Annotated in this window: 22 protein-coding genes; 16 read left to right on the plus strand and 6 right to left on the minus strand. The window is 40.4% G+C overall.

The window, feature by feature from the left end; translation table 11 throughout:
• The first annotated feature begins 106 nt into the window (after positions 1–106).
• From lsrA to CKV69_RS09240, 7 genes are all read left to right on the plus strand, one after another.
• A complete protein-coding gene (lsrA, locus tag CKV69_RS09210) occupies positions 107–1624 on the plus strand; it encodes an autoinducer 2 ABC transporter ATP-binding protein LsrA (RefSeq protein ID WP_015702628.1) in 1518 nt (505 codons plus the stop codon).
• Between the two features lie 12 nt (positions 1625–1636).
• Positions 1637–2629: an autoinducer 2 ABC transporter permease LsrC gene (lsrC, locus tag CKV69_RS09215; RefSeq protein ID WP_005754805.1), complete on the plus strand. Its 993-nt coding sequence runs from the start codon at positions 1637–1639 to the stop codon at positions 2627–2629.
• A 22-nt stretch (positions 2630–2651) separates the two neighbouring features.
• A complete protein-coding gene (lsrD, locus tag CKV69_RS09220; RefSeq protein ID WP_005751935.1) occupies positions 2652–3644 on the plus strand; it encodes an autoinducer 2 ABC transporter permease LsrD in 993 nt (330 codons plus the stop codon).
• Between the two features lie 29 nt (positions 3645–3673).
• A complete protein-coding gene (gene lsrB / locus CKV69_RS09225) occupies positions 3674–4690 on the plus strand; it encodes an autoinducer 2 ABC transporter substrate-binding protein LsrB (RefSeq protein WP_015702629.1) in 1017 nt (338 codons plus the stop codon).
• A gap of 14 nt (positions 4691–4704) precedes the next feature.
• On the plus strand, positions 4705–5577 hold the full coding sequence (lsrF, locus tag CKV69_RS09230) for a 3-hydroxy-5-phosphonooxypentane-2,4-dione thiolase (RefSeq protein ID WP_005723806.1): 873 nt from the start codon (positions 4705–4707) through the stop codon (positions 5575–5577).
• Between the two features lie 91 nt (positions 5578–5668).
• Positions 5669–5983, plus strand: coding sequence for a (4S)-4-hydroxy-5-phosphonooxypentane-2,3-dione isomerase (lsrG, locus tag CKV69_RS09235; RefSeq protein WP_005723808.1), 315 nt, complete (start codon positions 5669–5671; stop codon positions 5981–5983).
• Entirely contained in the window at positions 5970–6665 is a 696-nt protein-coding gene (locus CKV69_RS09240) for a beta/alpha barrel domain-containing protein (RefSeq protein ID WP_016504310.1), read from the plus strand. The genes lsrG and CKV69_RS09240 overlap by 14 nt, the downstream gene beginning before the upstream one ends.
• Before the next feature lie 48 nt (positions 6666–6713).
• On the opposite strand, the gene rarD is transcribed toward CKV69_RS09240, so the two are convergent.
• On the minus strand, positions 6714–7589 hold the full coding sequence (gene rarD / locus CKV69_RS09245; protein WP_005723811.1) for an EamA family transporter RarD: 876 nt from the start codon (positions 7587–7589) through the stop codon (positions 6714–6716).
• Between the two features lie 146 nt (positions 7590–7735).
• On the opposite strand from rarD, the gene CKV69_RS09250 reads away from it, so the two are divergent.
• Positions 7736–10072, plus strand: a complete 2337-nt coding sequence (locus CKV69_RS09250; RefSeq protein WP_038641807.1) for a TonB-dependent receptor — start codon at positions 7736–7738, stop codon at positions 10070–10072.
• A gap of 59 nt (positions 10073–10131) precedes the next feature.
• Here the strand turns inward: CKV69_RS09250 and ilvY are convergent, their stop codons facing one another.
• Positions 10132–11013 carry an HTH-type transcriptional activator IlvY gene (gene ilvY, locus CKV69_RS09255; protein WP_015691020.1) on the minus strand — a complete coding sequence of 294 codons (882 nt, stop codon included), beginning with the start codon at positions 11011–11013 and terminating at the stop codon, positions 10132–10134.
• A gap of 252 nt (positions 11014–11265) precedes the next feature.
• On the opposite strand from ilvY, the gene ilvC reads away from it, so the two are divergent.
• Positions 11266–12741 carry a ketol-acid reductoisomerase gene (ilvC, locus tag CKV69_RS09260; RefSeq protein ID WP_015702633.1) on the plus strand — a complete coding sequence of 492 codons (1476 nt, stop codon included), beginning with the start codon at positions 11266–11268 and terminating at the stop codon, positions 12739–12741.
• A 28-nt stretch (positions 12742–12769) separates the two neighbouring features.
• Here ilvC and mazG read toward each other — a convergent pair whose 3' ends face one another.
• Positions 12770–13570 carry a nucleoside triphosphate pyrophosphohydrolase gene (mazG, locus tag CKV69_RS09265; protein WP_015702634.1) on the minus strand — a complete coding sequence of 267 codons (801 nt, stop codon included), beginning with the start codon at positions 13568–13570 and terminating at the stop codon, positions 12770–12772.
• Between the two features lie 185 nt (positions 13571–13755).
• Between mazG and uspA the strand changes: the two genes are divergently transcribed.
• From uspA to metJ, 5 genes are all read left to right on the plus strand, one after another.
• Entirely contained in the window at positions 13756–14181 is a 426-nt protein-coding gene (gene uspA, locus CKV69_RS09270; protein WP_005717764.1) for a universal stress protein UspA, read from the plus strand.
• 239 nt (positions 14182–14420) lie between these two features.
• Positions 14421–17045, plus strand: a complete 2625-nt coding sequence (gene alaS, locus CKV69_RS09275; RefSeq protein WP_025248550.1) for an alanine--tRNA ligase — start codon at positions 14421–14423, stop codon at positions 17043–17045.
• 133 nt (positions 17046–17178) lie between these two features.
• Entirely contained in the window at positions 17179–17367 is a 189-nt protein-coding gene (gene csrA, locus CKV69_RS09280; protein ID WP_005717766.1) for a carbon storage regulator CsrA, read from the plus strand.
• 275 nt (positions 17368–17642) lie between these two features.
• The gene (gene galU / locus CKV69_RS09285; RefSeq protein WP_005723833.1) at positions 17643–18530 is read left to right on the plus strand and encodes a UTP--glucose-1-phosphate uridylyltransferase GalU; all 888 of its coding nucleotides are present in this window, start codon (positions 17643–17645) and stop codon (positions 18528–18530) included.
• Positions 18531–18698: 168 nt separating this feature from the next.
• A complete protein-coding gene (gene metJ / locus CKV69_RS09290) occupies positions 18699–19016 on the plus strand; it encodes a met regulon transcriptional regulator MetJ (protein WP_005723835.1) in 318 nt (105 codons plus the stop codon).
• A gap of 75 nt (positions 19017–19091) precedes the next feature.
• Here metJ and deoD read toward each other — a convergent pair whose 3' ends face one another.
• A complete protein-coding gene (gene deoD, locus CKV69_RS09295) occupies positions 19092–19808 on the minus strand; it encodes a purine-nucleoside phosphorylase (protein WP_005751943.1) in 717 nt (238 codons plus the stop codon).
• 205 nt (positions 19809–20013) lie between these two features.
• On the minus strand, positions 20014–21276 hold the full coding sequence (locus CKV69_RS09300) for a NupC/NupG family nucleoside CNT transporter (RefSeq protein WP_010907113.1): 1263 nt from the start codon (positions 21274–21276) through the stop codon (positions 20014–20016).
• A 233-nt stretch (positions 21277–21509) separates the two neighbouring features.
• Here CKV69_RS09300 and yczE point away from each other — a divergent pair, with 233 nt between their 5' ends.
• Positions 21510–22178 (plus strand): membrane protein YczE, encoded by a 669-nt coding sequence (gene yczE / locus CKV69_RS09305; RefSeq protein WP_016532897.1) that lies wholly within the window; start codon positions 21510–21512, stop codon positions 22176–22178.
• Here yczE and CKV69_RS09310 read toward each other — a convergent pair.
• Positions 22122–23168, minus strand: a complete 1047-nt coding sequence (locus tag CKV69_RS09310; RefSeq protein ID WP_015702637.1) for a glycosyltransferase family 9 protein — start codon at positions 23166–23168, stop codon at positions 22122–22124. The genes yczE and CKV69_RS09310 overlap by 57 nt on opposite strands.
• A gap of 254 nt (positions 23169–23422) precedes the next feature.
• On the opposite strand from CKV69_RS09310, the gene rpsP reads away from it, so the two are divergent.
• The gene (gene rpsP, locus CKV69_RS09315; protein WP_005717779.1) at positions 23423–23671 is read left to right on the plus strand and encodes a 30S ribosomal protein S16; all 249 of its coding nucleotides are present in this window, start codon (positions 23423–23425) and stop codon (positions 23669–23671) included.
• Positions 23672–23688 lie beyond the last annotated feature (17 nt).

Below are 23688 nucleotides of genomic sequence, written 5' to 3' on the forward strand. Positions count from 1 at the left end.
TGTTTTTGTGATCTTGATCGCGGAAATATTGCTATTTAGTGATTAAGATAATTAACAAATGATAAATTAAAAAATCATTTGTTCAATTTGTAGGGAAGAGAACATTATGCAATCCGACAATTTAGAAACGAAATGCTTATTAGATGCGCGTCATATCAGCAAGTCTTTTTCCGGTGTAGAAGTATTAAAAGCCATTGATTTTTCATTGTATGCCGGTGAAGTGCATGCCTTATTAGGTGGAAATGGGGCAGGTAAGTCCACCTTAATGAAAATAATTGCTGGGATTCAGCCGCCAGATAGTGGCGAATTGCTCATTAAAGGCAAACGACAGGCAGGGCTTTCACCAAATAAAGCACATCAACTCGGTATTTATTTAGTACCACAAGAACCTTTATTGTTTCCAAATTTAAGCGTGAAAGAGAATATTTTATTTGGGCTAGCGAACACGGCGGAAAATGAGAAAAAACTGACCGCACTTTTATCTGAATTGAACTCACATTTGAAATTAGATATGCAAGCCGGTTTGCTTGAAGTGGCGGATCAGCAAATTGTGGAAATCATGCGTGGTTTAATGCGTAATGCCGAGATTTTGATTTTGGATGAGCCTACGGCGTCGTTGACACCGGCTGAAACAAATAACTTCTTTCGCAAAATTAACTCATTACTCAATAAAGGTGTGGGGATTGTGTTTATTTCGCATAAATTACCCGAAGTTTGGCAAATTTCACATCGTATTAGTGTGATGCGAGATGGTTATATTGCCTTAGCTGGAAAAACAGATGAACTCAATAGTGATGAGGTTATCAGTGCGATTACGCCGAAAGCCAAATCGACTCGCTTAACGGAAGCACAGAAACTGTGGTTAGAGCTACCGGGGCATCATCGGGTTAAATCAACAGATCAACCCATTCTTCGTGTTGAGAACCTGACAGGCGAAGGGTTTAAGCATGTTTCCTTTTCAATTTATCCCGGTGAAATTTTAGGGTTAGCAGGTGTCGTGGGAGCGGGACGTACCGAGCTGGCTGAAACCCTGTATGGTTTGCGCCAAAAAAAATCGGGTGAAATTGTTTTCAACCAGCAAGAGATTAGTCAAATGAGCATCAAGCAGCGATTGGAGGAAGGGATTGTCTATTTACCAGAAGACAGACAAGCATCTGGTCTTTATTTAGATGCGCCACTGACCTGGAATGCTTGTGCTTTAACCTATAACAACATGGGATTGTGGATTAATACGGCACGAGAAAGCGCCATTTTAGAACGTTACCATCGTGCTATCGGAATTAAGTTTAGCGATGAACAACAAGCGGCGAGAACGTTATCGGGTGGAAATCAACAAAAAGTGTTAATTGCTAAGTGCTTAGAGGCCGATCCGGCTTTATTGATTGTCGATGAACCAACACGTGGTGTAGATGTAGGGGCACGTGCCGATATTTATCAATTAATTCAAAGTGTGGCGAAGCAAAATGTGGCGGTGCTTTTTATTTCTTCAGATCTAGAGGAAATTGAAAAAATGTCTGATCGCGTGCTAGTGATGCATGATGGGCAGCTTAGTGAATCGCTAGTGGGATCGGCGATCAATACAGCGAATATTATGAATATGGCATTTGGCGCGACAAAGGCATAAGGGGCATAAGGTATGTGGAAATTTATACAAGATAACCGTGAATTAACCATTGTCTTTGCGATCGGATTGCTGTTTACCTTACTCAGTCTTGGAGGCAGCGGCTTTCATTTACAAACGTTGGCAATGATTTTTAACTCGGCACAAATTGTGATTTTGCTGGCGATTGGTGCCACGTTTGTCATTTTGACGCGCAATATTGATGTGTCGGTGGGTTCAACGATGGGCTTATGTGCCGTCATTGCCGGTAGTTTACTTAATGCCGGATTTGGTGCGAGCGCTTTTGTGATTACTCTATGTTGTGGGCTGTTGGCTGGTTTATTTAATGGCATTTTAGTCACACTACTACGTATCCCTGCCATTGTGGCGACCTTAGGAACACTTGGATTGTATAAAGGTATTATGTTGCTAATTACAGGTGGTAAATGGATTGAGGGCTTACCACAGGATTTAAAAACCTTGTCTGCGCCAGCATTTTTGCACATTTCGCCGATCGGTTGGCTACTTTTAGGCTTGATTGGCTTAACGTATTTCTTTTTAACCAAAATGAAAGCAGGGCGTGATTTTTATGCCGTAGGTGACAATTTGCAGGGCGCATTACAATTAGGTGTGCGTGTGAATCAGGTACGAATTGCCGCCTTTGCCATTAACGGTACGATGGCGGCATTAGCCGGTATTGTGTTTGCCTCACAAATCGGCTTTGTGCCTAACTCAACGGGGAATGGATTAGAAATGAAAGCGATTGCTGCTTGTGTGTTAGGTGGGATTAGCTTACTTGGTGGGGCGGGGAACATTATTGGTGCTGTTTTAGGTGCCTATTTCCTGATCCAAATTGACTCTATTTTGGTGTTGTTAAAAGTGCCTGCTTATTGGAATAACTTTGTAGCAGGTTTAGTGCTCTTAGCGGTCTTGGTGTTTGACGGACGTATTCGCGTGATGATTAACAATAATATTAAACTTCAGCGTTATGCCCGTTTCTTAAAAGACGATCAAGATGCGGTGAAATAAGGGGAAGCAAAGGATGTTTAACATGAAAAAATACAGTTGGGAAATCGCCCTATTTTGCTTAGTGATTATTGAAATTTTAGGCTTTGGTATGTTTAATCCGCGCATGTTGGATCTCAATGTGCTGCTCTATAGTACCAGTGATTTTATTTATATCGGTATGCTTGCTTTACCGCTGACCATGATTATTGTGTCAGGGGGGATGGATATTTCGTTTGGTTCAACAGTCGGGTTATGTGCGATCTTTTTGGGGGTATTATTTAAATCGGATGTCCCGCTCAGCTTGGCGATTCCATTAACTTTCTTAGTAGGTATTTTATGTGGGGTGGTGAATGCAAGTCTGATTCTTTATACCAAAGTTAACCCGTTAGTGATTACATTAGGAACCATGTATTTATTTGGGGGCGGGGCATTATTATTGTCTGGTTTTGCAGGTGCCACTGGTTATGAAGGCATCGGAGGTTTTCCTGAAAGCTTATTAGAATTTGCCAACCAAACCCTATTTGGTATTCCGACCCCGATTATTTACTTTTTATTGATGACGCTGGTCTTTTGGTTATTGATGCATAAAACCACTATTGGACGCAGTATTTTCTTAATTGGGCAGAGTGAACGGACTTCACGTTATAGTGCCGTGCCGATCACAGGTACATTGTATATTATTTATTCAGCGATCGGTGTCGTGGCAGCGTTTGTGGGGATTTTGTTAGTGTCCTATTTTGGCTCTGCGCGTTCTGATCTTGGCAGTTCTCTCTTAATGCCCGTCTTGACGGCGGTTGTACTGGGCGGCGCGAATATTTATGGTGGATCAGGTTCTATCATTGGCACAGCAATTGCCGCACTTCTGATTGGGTATTTGCAACAAGGACTACAAATGGTCGGTGTTTCAAATGAAATATCCAGTGCATTATCAGGTGCGTTACTCATTATTGTTTTAATCGGAAAATCTATTAGTTTGCACTACGGTGCCATTGTGCAATGGATTCATCGAAAAACGAAAAGCGAGTCAACTCATTAATGTTTCTATCCGAAGAAGGAGAATTAACTATGAAAAATCAATTAAAAGCTACCGCACTTGCCATTGCTGTTGGATTATCTGCTTTAGGGACAGCGCAAGCCGCCGATCGTATTGCCTTTATTCCAAAGCTCGTCGGGGTAGGATTTTTTACCAGTGGTGGACAAGGTGCAACAGAAATGGGCAAAACATTAGGGGTAGATGTGACTTACGATGGTCCAACAGAACCGAGTGTGTCTAACCAAGTACAATTAATCAATAACTTTGTGAACCAAGGTTATAACGCTATTGTTGTTTCTGCGGTATCACCAGATGGGTTGTGTTCTACCTTACAACGTGCGATGAAACGTGGTGTGAAAGTATTAACTTGGGACTCCGATACGAAACCTGAATGTCGTAGTCACTATATTAACCAAGGTACACCAGAACAGTTAGGTTCTATGTTAGTTGACATGGCATCAAGTCAAATGAGCAAACCAAAAGCCAAAGTTGCCTTCTTCTATTCTAGCCCAACAGTAACTGACCAAAACCAATGGGTAAAAGAAGCGAAAGCGAAGATCGCTAAAGATCATCCAGAATGGGAAATCGTGACGACCCAATTTGGTTATAACGATGCGATTAAATCCTTACAAACAGCAGAAGGTATTTTAAAAGCCTATCCAGATTTAGATGCGATTATCGCGCCAGACGCCAATGCATTGCCAGCCGCCGCGCAAGCAGCGGAAAATTTGAAAGTGAACAATGTAGTTATCGTAGGCTTTAGTACACCAAATGTGATGCGCCCATATGTGAAACGTGGCACCGTGAAACAATTCGGTTTATGGGATGTGGTCCAACAAGGCAAAATTTCCATTGCAGTGGCGAATGAGTTATTAAAAGGTAAGGCATTGAATGTCGGTGATAAAGTGGATGTACAAGGTATTGGTACGGTCGAAGTGTCACCAAATAAAGTACAAGGTTATGAATATGAGGCGAAAGGTAATGGCATTATCTTATTACCAGAGCGCGTCGTGTTTACGAAAGAAAATATCGATAATTACAATTTCTAGTTGAGGAGAAGTCAATGGCAGATTTAGATGATATTAAAGACGGTAAAGATTTTGGATTAGATCGCCCGCAACAACATAAGGCGTTTTATTTGAAGGGATCGGGCGCACTGGATTGGGGCATGCAATCACGTTTAGCCGATATCTTTAATCCGAAGACCGGTAAAACTATCATGTTGGCATTTGATCATGGTTATTTCCAAGGTCCGACGACCGGATTAGAGCGTATTGATTTACATATTGCACCGCTGTTTGAGTACACCGATGTGTTAATGTGTACACGTGGTATTTTACGTAGTGTTGTGCCACCAGAAACCCGTAAACCAGTTGTGTTAAGAGCCTCTGGTGCAAACTCGATCTTGACAGAGTTATCGAATGAAGCGGTCGCTGTTTCCGTTGAAGATGCATTACGTCTGAATGTGTCAGCAATGGCGGCACAGGTGTATATTGGTTCTGAGCACGAGCATCAATCCATTAAAAACATTATTCAATTAGTGGATCAAGGTACGCGTTATGGTATGCCAACCATGGCAGTAACAGGCGTGGGTAAAGATATGGCGCGTGATCAACGTTATTTCTCATTGGCGACGCGAATTGCTGCCGAAATGGGGGCACATATCATTAAAACCTATTATGTGGATAAAGGTTTTGAGCGTATTACAGCGGGTTGCCCAGTGCCAATTGTGATTGCGGGTGGTAAAAAACTACCAGAACGCGAGGCACTTGAAATGTGTTATCAAGCCATTGATCAGGGCGCATTAGGTGTGGATATGGGACGTAATATTTTCCAATCTGAAGCACCGATTGCGATGTTGAAAGCGGTTCATGCTGTGGTACATGGCGGTGAAACAGCAGAAAAAGCTTATCAACTTTACCTTGATGAAAAATAACGCGTGAATAAGCCTATCAAAGAGCGGTTGAAATTCGGTGAAAACCAACCGCTCTTTTCATGATGTTTTTCTTTATGTTAGGGAGTCGACTATGTTTGCAATGTTAGTGGAAATCAATATTAAAGAAGGTAAAGAACAAGAATTCCTAGAGGTTTTTGCACGCAACCATATTGGTACAAGACAAGAACCGGGTAACTTGCGTTTTGATGTATTACGCGATCCTGAAATCAAAACACGTTTTTATGCTTATGAAGTGTACGTCAATGAACAAGCCTTAGAGGCGCATCGTCAAACGGCACATTACCATCGTTGTGTCGCAGAATTAGAACCTTTGATGACGGGGGCGAGAAGTAAAAAACTGTTTGATTGGGTCATGCCTGAGAACTTAACGAATGAATGTGGATAAAAAACAGCTAATTCAACAATTAAAAACACAACCGATAAGCGTGGGCATTTTGGCTTCTGATTGGTTGAAATTCGCCGATACACTCACGACCTTATCGCGACATCATTTGCGTTTGTTGCACTTTGATATTGGAGATGGGCAATTTTCGCCTTTCTTTACTGTAGGTGCGCTTGCGGTGAAACAATTCCCGTCCCCTTGGCTTAAAGATGTACATTTAATGGTAAACGATCCTTTTCATGTAGCTAAAGCCTGTGCTGATGCGGGGGCGGATATCATTACATTGCAAGTGGAACAGACAGACTGTCTGGCTGAAACGATAGGTTATCTACGGGAACATTATCCCAATTTACTTATCGGACTGACACTTTGTCCTGATACAGAGATTGATTTGTTAACCCCTTATTTAGCGCAAATCGATTTAATTCAGATTCTGACCCTTGATCCGAGAACGGGTGTAAAAGCGGAAACAGATGCCGTCATTAAACGTATTACGCGAATAAGTAATGTGTTAGGGGAGCATCGCGATCAAAAATTGATTTCTGTTGATGGCTCAATGAATTTAGCACTGGCAAGCCAATTATTTCCTTTGGGGATTGATTGGGTCGTCTCGGGTAGTGCGTTGTTTAGCCAAGAAGATGTAGATGCCACGTTATCGGAATGGAAGACCCATCTCTGTCGCTAATCAGTGTTTTGCGTATTTTTCTGCACCTAGTTTTAGGTGCAGATCATGTTATTTATAACGCCGCTTTAATCTCACCAAGCCTTCACTCATAAATAAAAGCATCGAGATCATTAAGCAAATAAAGAGGGGAATGGTTTCGCTGTCAAGTTGTTCGCCAATCAGAAAAGACACAAACAACATCATAATCGGCTCGGCATAGCCGAGTAAGCCGAGGACATTGATCGGTAATAGGCTACTTGCCACGATATAGGTATTCAACGCTACGCCACTAATTAAGCCTAATAACACCAATAACAGCAAAATATTTTCATTGGCTTGTTGTACCGCCTGAAGATCCACTTGCCATGCGAAGTAAATACATACTGGCAATAATAATGACATTTCCAAACAAAAGCCGGCTAAATCGTTAATTTTCAATATTTTTCTTGTAGCGAAATAAGTGCTGTAACCGAAGCTCACTAACAGCGCTTCCCAAGAAAGTCCCCCTTTTAGCAGAATATTAGAAAAGACGCCAATGGCAGCGATGACTACGGCAAGAAATTTCACTCTAGAAATGTGTTCTTTAAAGACCAGACGCCCGACAAGTACCATCGTTAAAGGGAGTAACAAATAACCAAACGACACGCTTAATGCACTGCCATTATTCGGCGCCCATAAAAATAGCCAAATTTGAATGCCCATCATGGCAGAGTTAAACAAGAAACCGAAGATCAATAAGGGTTGTTGTTTAATGCGCACAAAATATTGACCCACAGCCTGCTTTTGTTTGAAGAGAAAGACGGCTGCAATAACAAAAGGTAGCGTAAAAATAATCCTAAAACCGAAGATATCTTCCCCACCAAGTGGCTGTAAAAGGGTTGAGAAATAATAAAGATAACCAAACAGCACTGAGGCTGATAATGAAAGCAAGATGCCTTTTATCATTTTATTTCTCCAATAATATCGCAATGTTGTTAGATGAATGTCAAAGCCTATCTTATTTTTAAAAGAAATTCATTATTTCTTTGTTCTTATGTCGTTTTTTGAGATAGAATCTTTTTTTTTATTGAAAAATAAGTAAGGTGGTAATGATGTTATGTAAGCCTAACCATTTGGGTTTATTGTTGTTAATTTCAGAAGTTGTATTCGCAGACACACAATTAGATGAAATTCATGTTGTAGAATCGGTTGTTAATGGTAAAGCAAGTTTAACGGCATTAGCTTCTCAAGTGCGCATTTCTAAGGAGAAATTAGATAATGTTAAATCTGGAACGCTCGGAGAAATATTAACTAACGTTTCTGGTGTGCAAAATAATTATTTTGGTCCGAATGCTGGGCGTCCAATGATTCGTGGACTATCTGGTCAACGTGTCCAAATTATGCAAAATGATATGCCAATCCATGATATGGCCGCTGTTTCGAGTAATCTTGCCATATCAGCTAATCTGGCTTCAGTAAAAGAAATTCAAATTATCAAAAGTGGTGTTGCTTCTGTATTGTATGGAGGGAAAAGTCTTGGTGGGGCAGTAAATTTGACTGATGATGCGATCCCTCAACACATAGCAGAAAAAGCATTTCGTGGCGAAGTTGAATGGCGAGCGGGATTGAATGCCCCCAATACTTACCAAGTTCAATTACAAGGTAACAACCAAGTAAATTTTGCTTGGTATCTTGATGCTTCTTTAAGTGAGATTTCTTCTCGTAAGATTCCAGGACGTAGCAAAGACGGGATTTGTTATGACTATGAATATTTGAAAACCAATACAAAACTGCGTAGTCAATGTCAGGTAAATATTGAGAAACTCTCTTCAATTAATCCGAAATATTTTAAATATATCAGTCAGTTCTATTTAGATCATTATAAAAATCCTGACTACGGCTTATCTGAAGGGGATCAATATACCAATATGTCAGCGGGAGGTAAAAATCCACTGAACCCAGAATATGTAGAGGGGAGTCCTTATTATGCAGAAAAATTTGGTCCTCTTGAAGAATATGTATCTTATCCAAATGGTCGTATTCCAAACGCGCATTCAAGCACAAAACAACTGACTGTTGGAGCTAGCTATCTTCATGATAAAGGCTATATTGGGGCATCTTTTTCTCATTTTAATACTCGTTATGGTGTGCCGGGATTTTCCTATTTGGCTAGTCGAGCTGCATCACAACGTAAAAGTTATTTACCCGTTTCTGTGACGAATGAAACCAATAGATTGAATTTGAAAAGTCAATTAAATACATTATTTACGCCTATTTCAAAAGTTGAAATTCAATTAGGTTTCCAAAAAAGTCGGGATAAAGAATGGCTAGGATCACATTTATCTAGTGCATTTCATACATACAATGACTATTATCGCTCCTCTTTTGAGCATCAACCACTGTTTAATCATCACGTATTAGGAACCATTGGTGTTGAATGGAATAGACAGAAAATATTTTCAAGTGGTAAAGATAGTTATTTACCAAATGTTAATATGGATACGAAATCGCTGTTTATTCTTGAGAAAATAGATGTCTCTCCTTTTGTTGTTGAATTCGGTCAACGTTGGGATAAAGTGAAATATGTCGTAGATACGACCAATCATATTTCTTCTCGTGGTCAAGGTGGTGCTTATTCAAAGAATAGAACTTTCTTTGTGCAAAATACACATTTAGGTCTTTTATTTCAACCCGTCGATACATGGTATTTGAAACTACAGCGTAGCTGGCAAGAACGGGCACCCGAAGTTAATGAATTATATGCAGATAATAATCATTATGCTTTACTCATTGAAGAAAATGGTGATGGTCGCCTTAAAAAAGAGCAGAGTGATAATTGGGAACTCTCCACAGGTGTTAACCTTGAGCAGTTTAATGCTGAATTAACGTGGTTCCAACGTAATTTTGATAATTTTCATTATTTAGGCTATACCGGGATTTCGCGCACCGGTTTGGCAGTGAAAGAATGGCGTCAAGCTCCTTTGCGAATGAATGGTGTAGAGTTAGATTTAACTTATCAACATCAAACTCCCCATTTTGGTGATTTGACATGGCATCTTTTTGCTGATTATGTTCATCACAAATTGACATTAGCGCCAGATCATATTGATGCGAAAAGAATTGGTTATTTACCACATCTTCCAACGTCTAGGATTGGGGGAGATTTGACAGTACAGTGGCAACGTTGGAGAGGATTTACTTCTGTGACACATTACGTTAAGCAAAAACGAGTGACCAAAGAAGTCGATGATGAATTACCAGCAAAAAAATTTACGTTAGTGGATTTAGGTTTATCTTATGTTTATCCGCTTACTCGAGCAACATTAGAGATATCTTTGAATATCCAAAATCTCACGAATAGGGAAGCAAGATTGAATAACTCACCTTTACGTTTCCTTGCGCCTTTACCTGGTAGAAATGCACGTTTAGGTGTGAAATTGATGTTCTAAGTGAGGTTATCTTGTACAGTAAAGGTGGTCGCATTCTGTTGACCACCTTTTTTAATTAATCATTGGAGTATTTGCCAAAATGCACGCACTAATGGTTGCGTTAAGCTTTTTTTCTGCACACAAATTCCGAGAGCAAAGGGCGTGATTGGGGTTTTGAGATGCAAAATAGAAACTTGGCTATTCATCGGGCTGTTTTTAATGACGACATCGGGTAGCATCGCGACCCCACAACCGAGTGCGACCATTGGCATGATCGCTTCATGTCCAGCGACTGTGGCATAGATTTTAGGGTGTTTGATTTTTTGTTGTTTAAACCATTGGTCAATGCGTTGGCGCGCAGGTCCTTCTACCGGCAAAATAAAGGGGATTTGTTGCCAATTGATTGGGGTTTGTTGCAATAATTGTGTAGCAGAACAGGCAATACGTGGTGCAATTAGAGACAGGCTGATATCGTCAATGTAGTGAAATGCAATGTGGTTGGGTAAATTTTTGGGTTGCCCTGCTAGTGCAAGATCCACTTGTTGTGTTTCTACCAGTTGTAAGGCAAGCGAAGGGTCACCTGTGGTGAGCTGGATTTCTACTTTCGGATAACGTGTACGAAAACGTTCCAAAATCGCTGGTAAGTGGCTATAAGCAGCGGTGACCGAGCAAAATAATTTTAATTCCCCGTTGAGTTCTTGCTGAGCACTATCACGCAGTTGCTGTTTGATCTGTTGCCATTGCATCCAGCTTTGTTGTGCAAAAGGTAGCAATTTTTCACCTGCATCGGTTAATTCAACTTGGCGATTGTTACGCAAAAACAGTATTTGTCCTACGTCTTGTTCCATACGCTGAATTTGGCGTGAGAGAGTAGAGGGCGACATGTGATTTTGTGCCGCCGTTTTGGCGAAGTTTTTCGTTTCACATAAGTGGAGAAAGAGTTTGAGATCAGTGAAGTTCAAAATGGGATTTCCTATTTGGGTGGTGGGCACATTCAGCTTTGCGTTTTGCTCAATAAAAAGTGCGGTCGATTTTTCAAAAATTTGTAGCGCTTTATGACAATATCCAAAATATATATTGCATTTATTGCAACATAAAATTTCAATAATATCAATTTACGCAATGATAAAAATCGTTATAATCAGAACAAAGTACAAATAATGTGCAAACACAATCTCATATGAATACACAACATCAATGTTAAGGACACAAGCATGGCTAACTATTTCAATACATTAAATTTACGCCAACAATTAGATCAATTAGGGCGTTGTCGCTTTATGGATCGCAATGAATTTGCGAATGAAGCAGATTACTTAAAAGGCAAAAAAATTGTCATCGTCGGTTGCGGGGCACAAGGCTTGAATCAGGGTTTGAACATGCGTGATTCGGGGCTAGATATTAGCTATGCCTTACGTGCAGAAGCCATTGCAGAAAAACGCGCGTCTTTCCAACGTGCGACGGAAAATGGCTTTAAAGTGGGGACGTATGATGAATTAATTCCAAGTGCAGATTTAGTGGTGAATTTAACCCCTGACAAACAGCACTCGAAAGTGGTGGCTGATGTCATGCCGTTAATGAAACAAGGTGCCGCACTCGGTTATTCACATGGTTTAAATATCGTGGAAGTAGGTGAACAAATCCGTAAAGATATTACAGTGGTGATGGTGGCACCAAAATGTCCGGGCACGGAAGTACGTGAAGAATATAAACGTGGCTTTGGTGTACCGACCTTGATCGCGGTGCATCCAGAAAATGATCCAAATGGTGATGGTTTAGAAATTGCTAAAGCCTGGGCGGCTGCAACGGGTGGTCATCGTGCGGGCGTGCTTGAGTCATCTTTTGTTGCAGAAGTGAAATCGGATTTAATGGGTGAACAGACTATTCTGTGTGGTATGTTACAAGCGGGTTCTATCGTTTGTTATGACAAGCTTGTGGCGGACGGCAAAGATCCTGCGTATGCCGGTAAATTAATCCAGTACGGTTGGGAAACCATTACTGAAGCGCTGAAACAAGGTGGGATTACGTTGATGATGGATCGTTTATCCAATTCTGCGAAGTTACGTGCTTTCGAACTTTCAGAGCAAATCAAAGCGAAATTAACGTTCTTATTTGAAAAACACATGGACGATATTATCAGTGGCGAATTTTCTGCCACGATGATGGCGGATTGGGCAAACGGTGATGCAAATCTTTTAAAATGGCGTGAAGAAACCGGCAAAACGGCATTTGAAAATGCACCAAAATATGAAGGTAAAATCAGCGAGCAAGAGTATTTTGATCACGGTGTATTGATGGTGGCAATGGTGAAAGCGGGCGTAGAGTTAGCCTTTGATACCATGGTCGCGAGCGGGATTTATGAAGAGTCAGCCTATTATGAGTCATTGCATGAATTACCACTAATCGCTAATACGATTGCGCGTAAGCGTTTATATGAAATGAACGTGGTCATTTCGGATACGGCAGAATATGGTAACTACTTATTTGCTAATGTGGCGACGCCAATTTTGGCAAAAGAGATTGTGCCGACCTTACAAAAAGGGGATTTAGGTGAGCCTACGCCTACGGTTGAGATTGATAATATTACGCTACGTGATGTGAATGACGCGATTCGCAATCATCCAATTGAATTGATCGGGCAAGAATTACGTGGTTATATGACAGATATGAAACGTATTTCCTCTCATTAAGCGAAAAAATAGTCTAAAAATAAGGTGCTTAGAGCACCTTATTTTTTTCTTCTCGTTTGACTTCATCCCATAATAAGTCCATTTCCATTAACGAACTTTTTTCAAGGGTTTTATGATGAGCTTTGAGTTTGTTTTCAACGGCGCGGAAGCGTTGCTCAAATTTATGGTTAGCTTTACGTAAACTTTCTTCTGGTTGGCAGTTTAAATGGCGACACAGATTGACCACCGCAAACAATAAATCACCTACTTCTTCTTCAATTTTGGCTTGTTGTTTGTCAGCTTTTGCCATTTCTTGTTGAACTTCTGTTAATTCTTCTTTGATTTTGTCAATAACTTGCTGGCTATCATCCCAGTCGAACCCGACTTTAGCACAGCGTTTTTGTAGTTTTTCCGCGCGCATCAGGGCAGGGAAAGCATGTGGTACATTATCTAAAATAGAATGTTGCTCTTTTTCTTTATGTTCTTGTGCTTTGATGGCGTTCCAGTTTTGTAACGCTTCTTGTTCGTTATTTGCGATCTTCTCACCAAAAACATGAGGGTGTCGACGGATAATCTTTTCAGCAACAGTCGCGACGACATCGTTAAAGGTGAAATGTTGATCTTCGGTTGCTAATTGGCTGAAGAAAATAACTTGTAATAACAGATCACCCAATTCTTCTTTCAGATCGTGCATATTTTGTTGTTGGATGGCTTCAATCACTTCATAGGTTTCTTCCGTTAGACAGGGAATCATGCTGTGATACGTTTGTTTAAGATCCCATGGGCATCCTCCATTTGGATTGCGTAACTGGGCGATGAGATGAATAAAATCGTCGATTGAATAAGCCATGTTGATGATTCCTACAGAAAAAATAATGAGGTTTATCATAGCATAATTTTCTTTTGCACTATGGAAATGTGTTTGTGTATTGAAAAGTTTTTTAAAACGTGATCTAAGGCATATTTTTTTTTATGGAGTGGTGCTATGATAAATCGAAAGTGTTATCAACCCCCTGATCGGATAAGGAGTTTATTATGTATAAACACGTATTAGTAGCGGTAGATCTTTCTGATGAAAGCCAATTTTTGTTGGAAAAAGCAGCTGGCGTAGCGAGACGGAATGAAGCGAAGTTGTCAATTATTCACGTTGATGTAAACTTCTCTGATCTTTATACAGGGTTAATTGATGTGAATATGGCGTCAATGCAAGATCGTATTTCCACAGAAACACAACAATCTTTGGTGCAATTAGCCGAAAATTCAAGCTATCCAGTGGCAGAAAAATTAAGTGGTAGTGGTGATTTAGGTCAAGTATTAGCCGATGCAATCGAAAAATACGATGTTGATTTGCTTGTGACTGGTCATCATCAAGACTTTTGGAGTAAACTAATGTCATCGACTCGTCAAGTGATGAATAACATTGCCGTTGATATGTTAGTCGTGCCATTGCGTGATGAATAAGCGTCGTCCTTTTATTGATAGTTAAACTTTTGTAAAAGGTTTGTAAAGCTTGAACCGCACTTTGATTATCCCATTGAAGTGCGGTTGGTTTTTTTGTAGGCTTTAGGTGAGAGGCGCGAAAATCTTCACAGTGAATCGAAAAAGCTTTTTTATAAATATCAAAAATATGCAAGAATAAGTAGACTAACTTTTAATCGTATTATGAGTGACCAAAAAATAGGAAAGCAAGGCTTATATAAATGAAAACAACAGCAGAAATTAGACAATCTTTTCTTGATTTTTTCCATACTAAAGGGCACCAAATTGTCGCAAGTAGTGCTTTAGTACCTGAGAATGACCCAACTTTATTATTTACCAATGCAGGGATGAACCAATTTAAAGACGTTTTTTTAGGTATGGATAAACGTCCCTATTCCCGAGCAACGACGGCACAGCGCTGTGTTCGTGCTGGGGGAAAACATAATGACTTAGAAAATGTCGGCTATACCGCGCGTCACCATACTTTTTTTGAAATGTTAGGTAATTTCAGTTTTGGCGATTATTTCAAAAAAGATGCCATCCACTTTGGTTGGGAGTATTTAACGTCACCAAGATGGTTAGGATTACCGGCAGAAAAATTGTGGGTCACTGTGTATGAAACCGATGATGAAGCCTATGATATTTGGAACAAAGAAGTTGGTGTACCAGCAGAGCGTATTATCCGTATTGGCGATAATAAAGGCGCACCTTACGCATCTGATAATTTTTGGGCGATGGGTGATACAGGACCTTGTGGTCCTTGTACTGAAATTTTCTATGATCATGGTGAGCATATTTGGGGTGGACCGCCGGGATCACCTGAAGAAGATGGCGATCGCTATATCGAGATCTGGAATATTGTTTTCATGCAATTTAATCGTCACGCAGATGGAACAATGGAGCCATTACCAAAACCGTCAGTTGATACGGGTATGGGGCTGGAGCGTATCAGCGCGGTACTACAGCATGTTAATTCCAACTATGAAATCGATATTTTCCAAAAATTAATTGCGAAAGTCGCGGAATTAACCGGTGAGAAAGATCTCAGCAATAAATCTTTGCGTGTGATTGCGGATCATATTCGTTCATGTGCTTATTTAATTGCAGATGGTGTGATTCCGTCTAATGAAGGGCGTGGTTATGTCTTACGTCGCATCATCCGTCGCGCAGTACGTCATGGTAACTTATTAGGTGCAAAAGAAGCCTTTTTCTATAAGTTAGTGCCAACCCTTATTGACGTTATGGCGGAAGCCGGCATCGGCGTAAAAGAAAAGCAAGCGACCGTTGAAAAATTGTTACGTTTAGAAGAAGAACAATTCGCGCGAACCTTGGAGCGAGGGTTAGCCCTATTAGATGAGGCATTAGCCAACGTGAAAAACGGCGAATTGTCAGGCGAAGTGGCGTTTAAACTTTATGATACTTATGGTTTCCCATTGGATTTGACGGCAGATGTTTGCCGCGAACGCAATATTACGATCGATGAAGTAGGTTTTGATCGTGAAATGGAAGCACAACGTTTACGTGCTCAGTCAGCGAGCCAATTCGGCATGGATTACAATAATGTAATTCGTGTTGAAGGTTGCACGACTTTCGAGGGCTATACGGCATCAGAATCACTTGCAAAAGTGACCGCACTTTTTGCCGATGGTAAACCAGTTGAACGCATTGAAGCTGGTCAAAGTGCGGTGGTGATTTTAGAAAATACACCATTTTATGCAGAGTCAGGCGGTCAAATCGGTGACAGTGGGTATTTAAATGGGCAAGGTTTCTCATTTGAGGTTAAAGACACACAAAAATATGGTCAAGTGTTTGGGCATATTGGTGAGTTGGTGAGTGGCAGTTTAACTGTGGGGAAATCCGTTAATGCAGTAGTGGATGTAAAACGTCATCATAATACCTCATTGAACCATTCAGCAACGCACTTATTACATGCGGCACTCCGTCAAGTGCTAGGCGAGCATGTAGTGCAGAAAGGGTCTTTGGTGTCAGACGTGGCATTACGTTTTGACTTTGCTCACCATGAAGCGATTACGAAGGCACAATTAGTTGAAATTGAATGCCTTGTTAATCAACAAATTCGCGCTAACCATCTTATCCAGACTGAGTTAATGGAATTAGAGGCAGCGAAAGCCAAAGGTGCAATGGCATTATTTGGCGAAAAATATGCGGATCAAGTTCGTGTGCTGACGATGGGCGATTTCTCTATTGAGTTGTGTGGGGGAATTCATGCGAAGCGTACCGGTGATATTGGTTTGTGCAAAATTATAACGGAAACGGCGATTGCTGCTGGTATCCGTCGTATTGAAGCCATTACCGGTGAAAATGCGATGTCTTGGTTGCATCAACAACAAGCGCTTTTAGCGCAAAGTGCCGATTTATTGAAATCTGATGTGAATTCAATTGTCGAAAAAATCCAACAGCTACAAGATAAAGCGAAAAAAGCCGAGAAAGAATTGCAAGTCTTAAAGGAAAAAAGCGCGATGCAAGCGGGTTCCGATTTGGCGAGAAGTGCGGTGAAAATCAATGATGTTTCTGTCATTGTGCAAAAACTTGATGGCGTTGATACAAAATCATTACGTGTTGTTGTAGATGATTTAAAAAATCAGCTGAGTTCTGCGGTTATTGTATTTGCCTCTGTTGTAGAGGAAAAAGTCAATTTAATTGTGGGTGTAACAAGTGATTTAACGAGCAAAGTGAAAGCGGGTGAGTTAGTCAATCTGTTAGCACAACAAGTTGGTGGTAAAGGTGGTGGCCGTCCAGACATGGCAATGGCTGGCGGTACACAAATTGAGAATGTTGATCATGCCTTATCTTTTGCCACAACGTGGTTAAAAGAAAACCTGTAATATCACATATTCATGGCGTCACGCGATTGTCTGGAGTGCAATAGCGTGGAGTGAATAGTTTCAAATTTGAGATAGGGATGTTGTAGGGGAATAGGGACGTTCTGCATAAACGATAAAAAGGTGAGGAGTTCATATGCTAATCTTAACCCGTAAAGTTGGCGAAAGCTTACTCATCGGTGATGATATTTCTATCACGATTCTAAATATACGTGGAAATCAGGTAAAAATTGGAATCAAAGCCCCTAAAGACGTTTCTGTACATAGAGAGGAAATTTATCAACGTATTAAACAAGCATTAGAAGCACCTCATGTGGGTGAGTGAGTGTTTCGTTAATATGTTAGAGATGATTCGTTGTTATTCGTATTTAGGTGAGCCGTTAGCGGAAAGTAATACCCTATAGGTATTCGATTATTGGCAAGAGCTATTGACAATAATTAAATAGCCCATTTTGGATTACCGTTTAAACTGATTATTCTATGTTGTTGTTCTATGTGAATTGATATAATTCAAAACCGATGAAAGACAGAGTAGTCTTGAGTGCATTTTTCTAATGAATAGAAAATGTATTTGTTGGCTAGACTAAAGAAGGAAAAAAAATGAAAGCAATTATCCCCGTCGCAGGTTTAGGGACACGAATGTTACCCGCGACAAAGGCGATTCCTAAAGAAATGTTAACGCTGGTAGATAAGCCGTTAATTCAATATGTTGTGAATGAATGCGTGGCTGCTGGTATGAAGGAAATTGTCTTGGTGACACATTCTTCAAAAAATGCCATTGAAAACCATTTTGATACCTCATTTGAATTGGAGACAATGCTAGAAAAACGTGTTAAACGTCAACTTTTAGATGAGGTTCGCTCGATTTGTCCAAAAAATGTGACAATTATGCATGTCCGTCAAGGTAATGCGAAAGGCTTAGGACATGCCGTTTTATGTGGCAGACCATTAGTTGGAAATGAGCCATTTGCTGTGATTCTACCGGATGTACTATTGGCTGATTTTTCAGCGGATCAAAAACGTGAGAATCTGGCTGCAATGGTCAAACGTTTTGAGGAAACACAAACGAGCCAGATTATGGTTGCGCCTGTTGCTGAAAAAGAGGTCAGTAGCTACGGTATCGTAGATTGTGGCGGAGCTGATTTAAAAGGTGGCGAAAGTACAAAAATTCATAGCATTGTTGAGAAACCGAGTTTAGACAAAGCCCCTTCTAATTTAGCGGTGGTTGGACGTTACGTTTTCTCAGCGGCAATTTGGGACTTGTTGGAAAAAACTCCGATTGGTGTCGGCGATGAAATTCAATTAACCGATGCGATTGATATGTTGATTGAAAAAGAAGTCGTTGAAGCGTTCCATATGACAGGAAAATCCTTCGATTGTGGTGATAAAATTGGTTATATGCAAGCGTTTGTGGAGTATGGATTGCAGCATGATAAATTAGGTCAGCAATTCAAAGCGTATTTGCAACAGCTCGTCAAAAGTTTTTAATTCCTCTGTTTATTTGAAAGGGCATCACTGTGGTGATGCCTTTTCTTTTCCCTGTTTATAAAAATTGTGACGGATATCTAGCAATCTTAACGTCTAGATTGTCATTGCGCTTATTTTTCATTAAAATGCCCCATAATTATTATGTCTATTTATTAACAGGATAAAAAAATGGCAAATTGGGACGGTAAATATATTAGCCCTTACGCAGAGCATGGCAAGAAGAGTGAGCAAGTCAAAAAAATTACAGTATCGATTCCGATTAAAGTATTGGAAATTTTAACCAATGAACGGACACGCAGACAAATTCGTAATTTACGTCATGCAACGAACAGTGAATTGCTCTGTGAAGCCTTTTTGCATGCCTTTACCGGTCAACCGTTGCCAACGGATGAAGACTTATTGAAAGAGCGCCATGACGAAATTCCTGAGCAAGCAAAGCAAGTGATGCGCGAATTGGGTATCGATCCAGAAAAATGGGAATACTAATTTAAAGAATTGAAAAAGTGCGGTGAGAATAACGAAAATTCTGACCGCACTTTCTTATGTGTCTAATAGGTAGAATTACGCGTTATCGCCAATTAGAACGGATTCTAATGCGATTTCAATCATATCATTAAATGTTAATTGACGTTCTTCTGGTGTTGTTTGTTCGTGTGTACGAATGTGATCAGACACAGTACAGATTGTTAAGGCTTTGGCACCAAATTCTGCGGCCACACCATAAATTCCCGCAGCTTCCATTTCAACACCTAAGATGCCGTATTTTTCCATTACATCAAACATTTCCACATCTGGTGTATAGAATAAGTCTGCAGAGAATAAGTTACCAACATGGACATTTAAGCCTTTTGCTTTTGCCGCTTGCACTGCCGCCATTGTCATGTCAAAGTCCGCGATCGCAGCAAAGTCATGGTTTTTAAAACGGATACGGTTGACTTTGGAATCGGTACAGGCACCAAATCCAATCACCACATCACGTAATTTGACATCCATACGGACAGCACCGCAAGAACCAACACGGATAATTTTCTTCACGCCGTATTCCGTAATCAATTCTTTTGTGTAAATCGAACAAGATGGGATCCCCATACCATGTCCCATAACAGAAATTTTGCGGCCTTTATAGGTTCCCGTGAACCCAAGCATATTACGGACATTCGTGATTTCTTTCACATCTTGTAAGAAGGTTTCTGCGATGTATTTGGCACGTAATGGGTCACCCGGCATTAAAACAACATCGGCAAATGCACCGGCAGGTGCGTTAATATGTGGAGTCATAGTGAATTCCTCTTTGTTAATAGTGAAGGGAAATGATGATACAAGACATTATACCTTATATCTGAAATTTATCTGTTGTGTTTCACTTTTGTTCTTAAAATGATGAAGTGAAACGCAAACGTTTACTTGTGCCCTAGACGACAACACCACGAACAAGTCGTGGTGTTGAGCAAACGTAGTTAAAGACATGATGCTGTACGCTTCATTATAACGCGACACCACCTAAACCAATAAATAAGCCGGCAATAGTCGCACTCATTAAGTTAGATAATGAACCCGCGATAACGGCTTTGATACCTAAGCGAGCGATATCACCACGACGATTTGGTGCCATTCCACCTAAACCACCGATAAGAATTGCAATCGAGCTGAAGTTAGCAAAACCACAGAGTGCGAAAGTAATAATCGCTTTGGTTTTTTCACTTAATACAGCAGGGGCTTCACCACCTAAATAGGCTGCAAAATCTAAATAAGCCACAAATTCGTTAATCGCTAATTTTGTACCGATCATTCGTCCAGCGATTTCGGCTTCTGACCATTCCACTCCCACTAACCAAGCAAGCGGTTTGAAGATCCAACCTAACAGCATACCGAGCGTTAATTCAGGCATATTAAATAGCCCACCAATACCGCCTAAGATACCGTTTAATAATGCGATTAAGCCTACGAACGCGACTAACATCGCACCGACGTTTAAGGCTAATTGCATACCAGATAGAGCACCACCAGCAGCTGCATCAAGAATGTTAGCCGGTTTCTCCGCATCCACTTGTTCTAAATTATCACTGAATTTTTCTGTTTGTGGGTAAAGAATTTTAGCGAAGAGTAAACCCGCAGGCGCTGCCATGAAAGATGCCGCGATTAAATAAGGAAGTGGTACACCTAATCCCGCATATGCTGCCATGACAGAACCAGCAATTGACGCTAACCCACCACACATGATGGCGAAAAGCTCAGATTCGGTCATTTTGCTAATATAAGGTTTGACGATTAAAGGCGCTTCAGTTTGACCTACAAAAATGTTAGCCGCAGCAGACATAGACTCTGCTTTTGAAGTACCTAATAATTTTTGTAAGCCACCACCGATAATTTTAATGATCCACTGCATTACACCGATGTAATAAAGTAATGAAATTAAGGCAGAGAAGAAAACGATAGTCGGTAAAACACGCACTGCGAAGACGAAACCGCCACCGCCAAAGACTTCAAACATTTTATCGCTGACTAGACCACCGAATAAGAAGCTGATACCTTCGTTACCATAGTTAATGATTTTTTGAATACCACCCGCTAACCAATCAAGTGCATCGCGTCCTGCGGGTACATAGAGAATTAATGCTCCAATACCAATTTGAATTGCCAGTGCACCTAATACTGTGCGGAAGTTAATGGCTTTGCGATTGTTGGATAATAAGAAAGCAATCCCTAACAATACAACAATACCAAGAATACTGATTAATGTACCCATAATTGTAAAGTCCTTTACTAAGTTAGAATGAAATGATAGTTGTTGATTCTACTGTGTTTTAGACGAAAAATCTTGTTTTATTGGAGCATAAATAAGCAAATTGTATTAAATTTTAGCTAAAATGTGATATGGCTCTCAATTTGGATGAAAATAGCCCATTGCCCGATATTGTTGGGGTAAACGTATTTTTTTATTATGATAGGCAATGTTATACACGGAATTGTTTTCTTTTTATGCAAAAAAAATTTAATGTCTTACCTCAAACTGCGTGGAGTGCGTCTTCCTTATGGGCAGTAGAAATGAAACCATTGGGGGTGCTTTTTATTTCACTGGCGACGCTTGGACTGGGTGAAGGGCTGATTTTATTGTCTGATTTAGGATCGGCACCTTGGACGGTGCTTTCGCAAGGTGTTGCTATTCAAGGCGATTTTAGTGTCGGTTGGGCATCTTTCCTTATCAGTTGTGTGGTGATGCTATTTTGGTTTCCATTGAGATTGCGCGTAGGGTTAGGCACCGTATTAAATATTCTGGTGATTGCCCTCTTTTTAGGCTTAAGCGTAGAATTTATGTCCAAACCGACCGCACTTTTGAGTCGCTATTTTTATTTGACTGTAGGCATTTTATTATTTGGTATTGGCTCGGCGTTTTATTTGACCTGTCATCAAGGTGCAGGACCAAGAGATGGATTAATGGTGGGATTATGCCAACGTTTCCGGCTGAAAGTTGGCATGGTCCGCACGACAATGGAGGTTAGTGTTTGCGTATTGGGGTTTCTATTAGGAGGCAAACTGGGAATTGGTACCGTACTGTTTGCTGTGTCAATTGGTTGGGTCGTGCAAGCCACATTACTGTGCTTGTTCAAGCTTCCACATTGTCTTCACAAAGGGAATCGCTTGTGTTAATACCTGATCAATATCAATGAGACTCAGATCCATTTGTTTTTCTCTATCCTGTGTTTGTGGGGAAAAAGCGAGATGTTTAGTGGGATCATTAATTGGTTGCCAACGTAAAGGAGTCGCAGAACGACGACTCGGATAAAATCCAATGGTTGGAATATTCAGCGCCGCACTTAAATGTAATGGTCCTGTGGAACCAGCAATAAACAGATCGGCGCAAGCTAACGAGTGAGCAAAATCTACTAGTCCCGCATTTTTATCATACACTACCACATTGTTATGATTGACGCATGAGGCGAGTTCATGCGCTTTTTCACTTTCATTAGGGCCTGCTGTCAGTACGATTTGGCAATCAAATTGACTTAATAAACCCAAAATGAGTTGTGCATATTGATCTAACGATAAATTCGTCGCTGAACCGCCTGATCCACTATGAACAAAAATCCATTTTTTTTCTAACGCTAGACCAAGCGTTTGACTGAGCATTTCGCGTTGATGTTGTACGGCATTTTGCTCAAAGGTTAAATACGGCGGTGTTGGTTCCACGATTGGGCAGTGCGTTTTTTGTAAAAATGCACGAGCAAGATCCAAATTATATTCGAATTCAGGTTTTAACGATTTTGAACGGCGCTGCGTGACGCGATGATTGTATAAAAATTGAATTAATTTGGTGGCTGGCGCTAAACGGAAAGGAATCCCTGCTTTCCAGACTAACAACGCATTGTATTTATCTGAAAAAAAGTTAATCGATGCATCAAATTTCGCAGCTTTAATGGCTTGTAAGGTTTTCAGTTGGTCGGCTTTATCTGCCTTCTTACCCGCATCAATAATCACGTCATCTAAATAAGGACACAGACGAGCAAGGTCTGCGGTATAGTTCGGTACAAGTGCGGTCAGTTTTAAGCTAGGATTCGATTGCTTAAGCATCGCAAATGCCGGCCAAGCTAACATAAAATCGCCGAGTTTATCGTTGCGCACGACTAACAATTTTTGCATTTTTTATTCTCAATTAAAGGGAACATGTTTCAGTATTCTACTCTTTTTCTGCACAAAATTTAATTGTAAATGTTACCTTTGTCAGTTGATGGTTCTTTGAGAGAAAACCTCTTATTTCTTGCTTTTTTCTTAAAAAAGAGTATGATCCACAGGCTTTTTGTCTATATATACAGAGAAAAAAGTAAGTTTAACTCTCAAGATTTCTTCGATAATTGAGGGTTTTCTTTTTGTAATCAAACGTTTAGAGGAAGGTTATGGTAACCATTCGTTTATCTCGTGGCGGAGCTAAAAAACGCCCATTCTATCAAATCGTTGTCGCAGATAGCCGTTCACCACGTGACGGTCGCTTTATTGAGCGCGTAGGCTTTTTCAACCCATTAGCAACAGGCAATGCTGAGCGTTTACGTTTAGACTTAGACCGTGTTAATGCTTGGGTAGAGAAAGGTGCATCTTTATCAGATCGCGTTTCAGCTTTAGTTAAAGAAGCGCAAAAAGCAGCGTAATTTCCGCTAATTTTATT

This window comes from Pasteurella multocida, assembly GCF_900187275.1.
Classification (GTDB): Bacteria; Pseudomonadota; Gammaproteobacteria; order Enterobacterales; family Pasteurellaceae; genus Pasteurella; species Pasteurella multocida.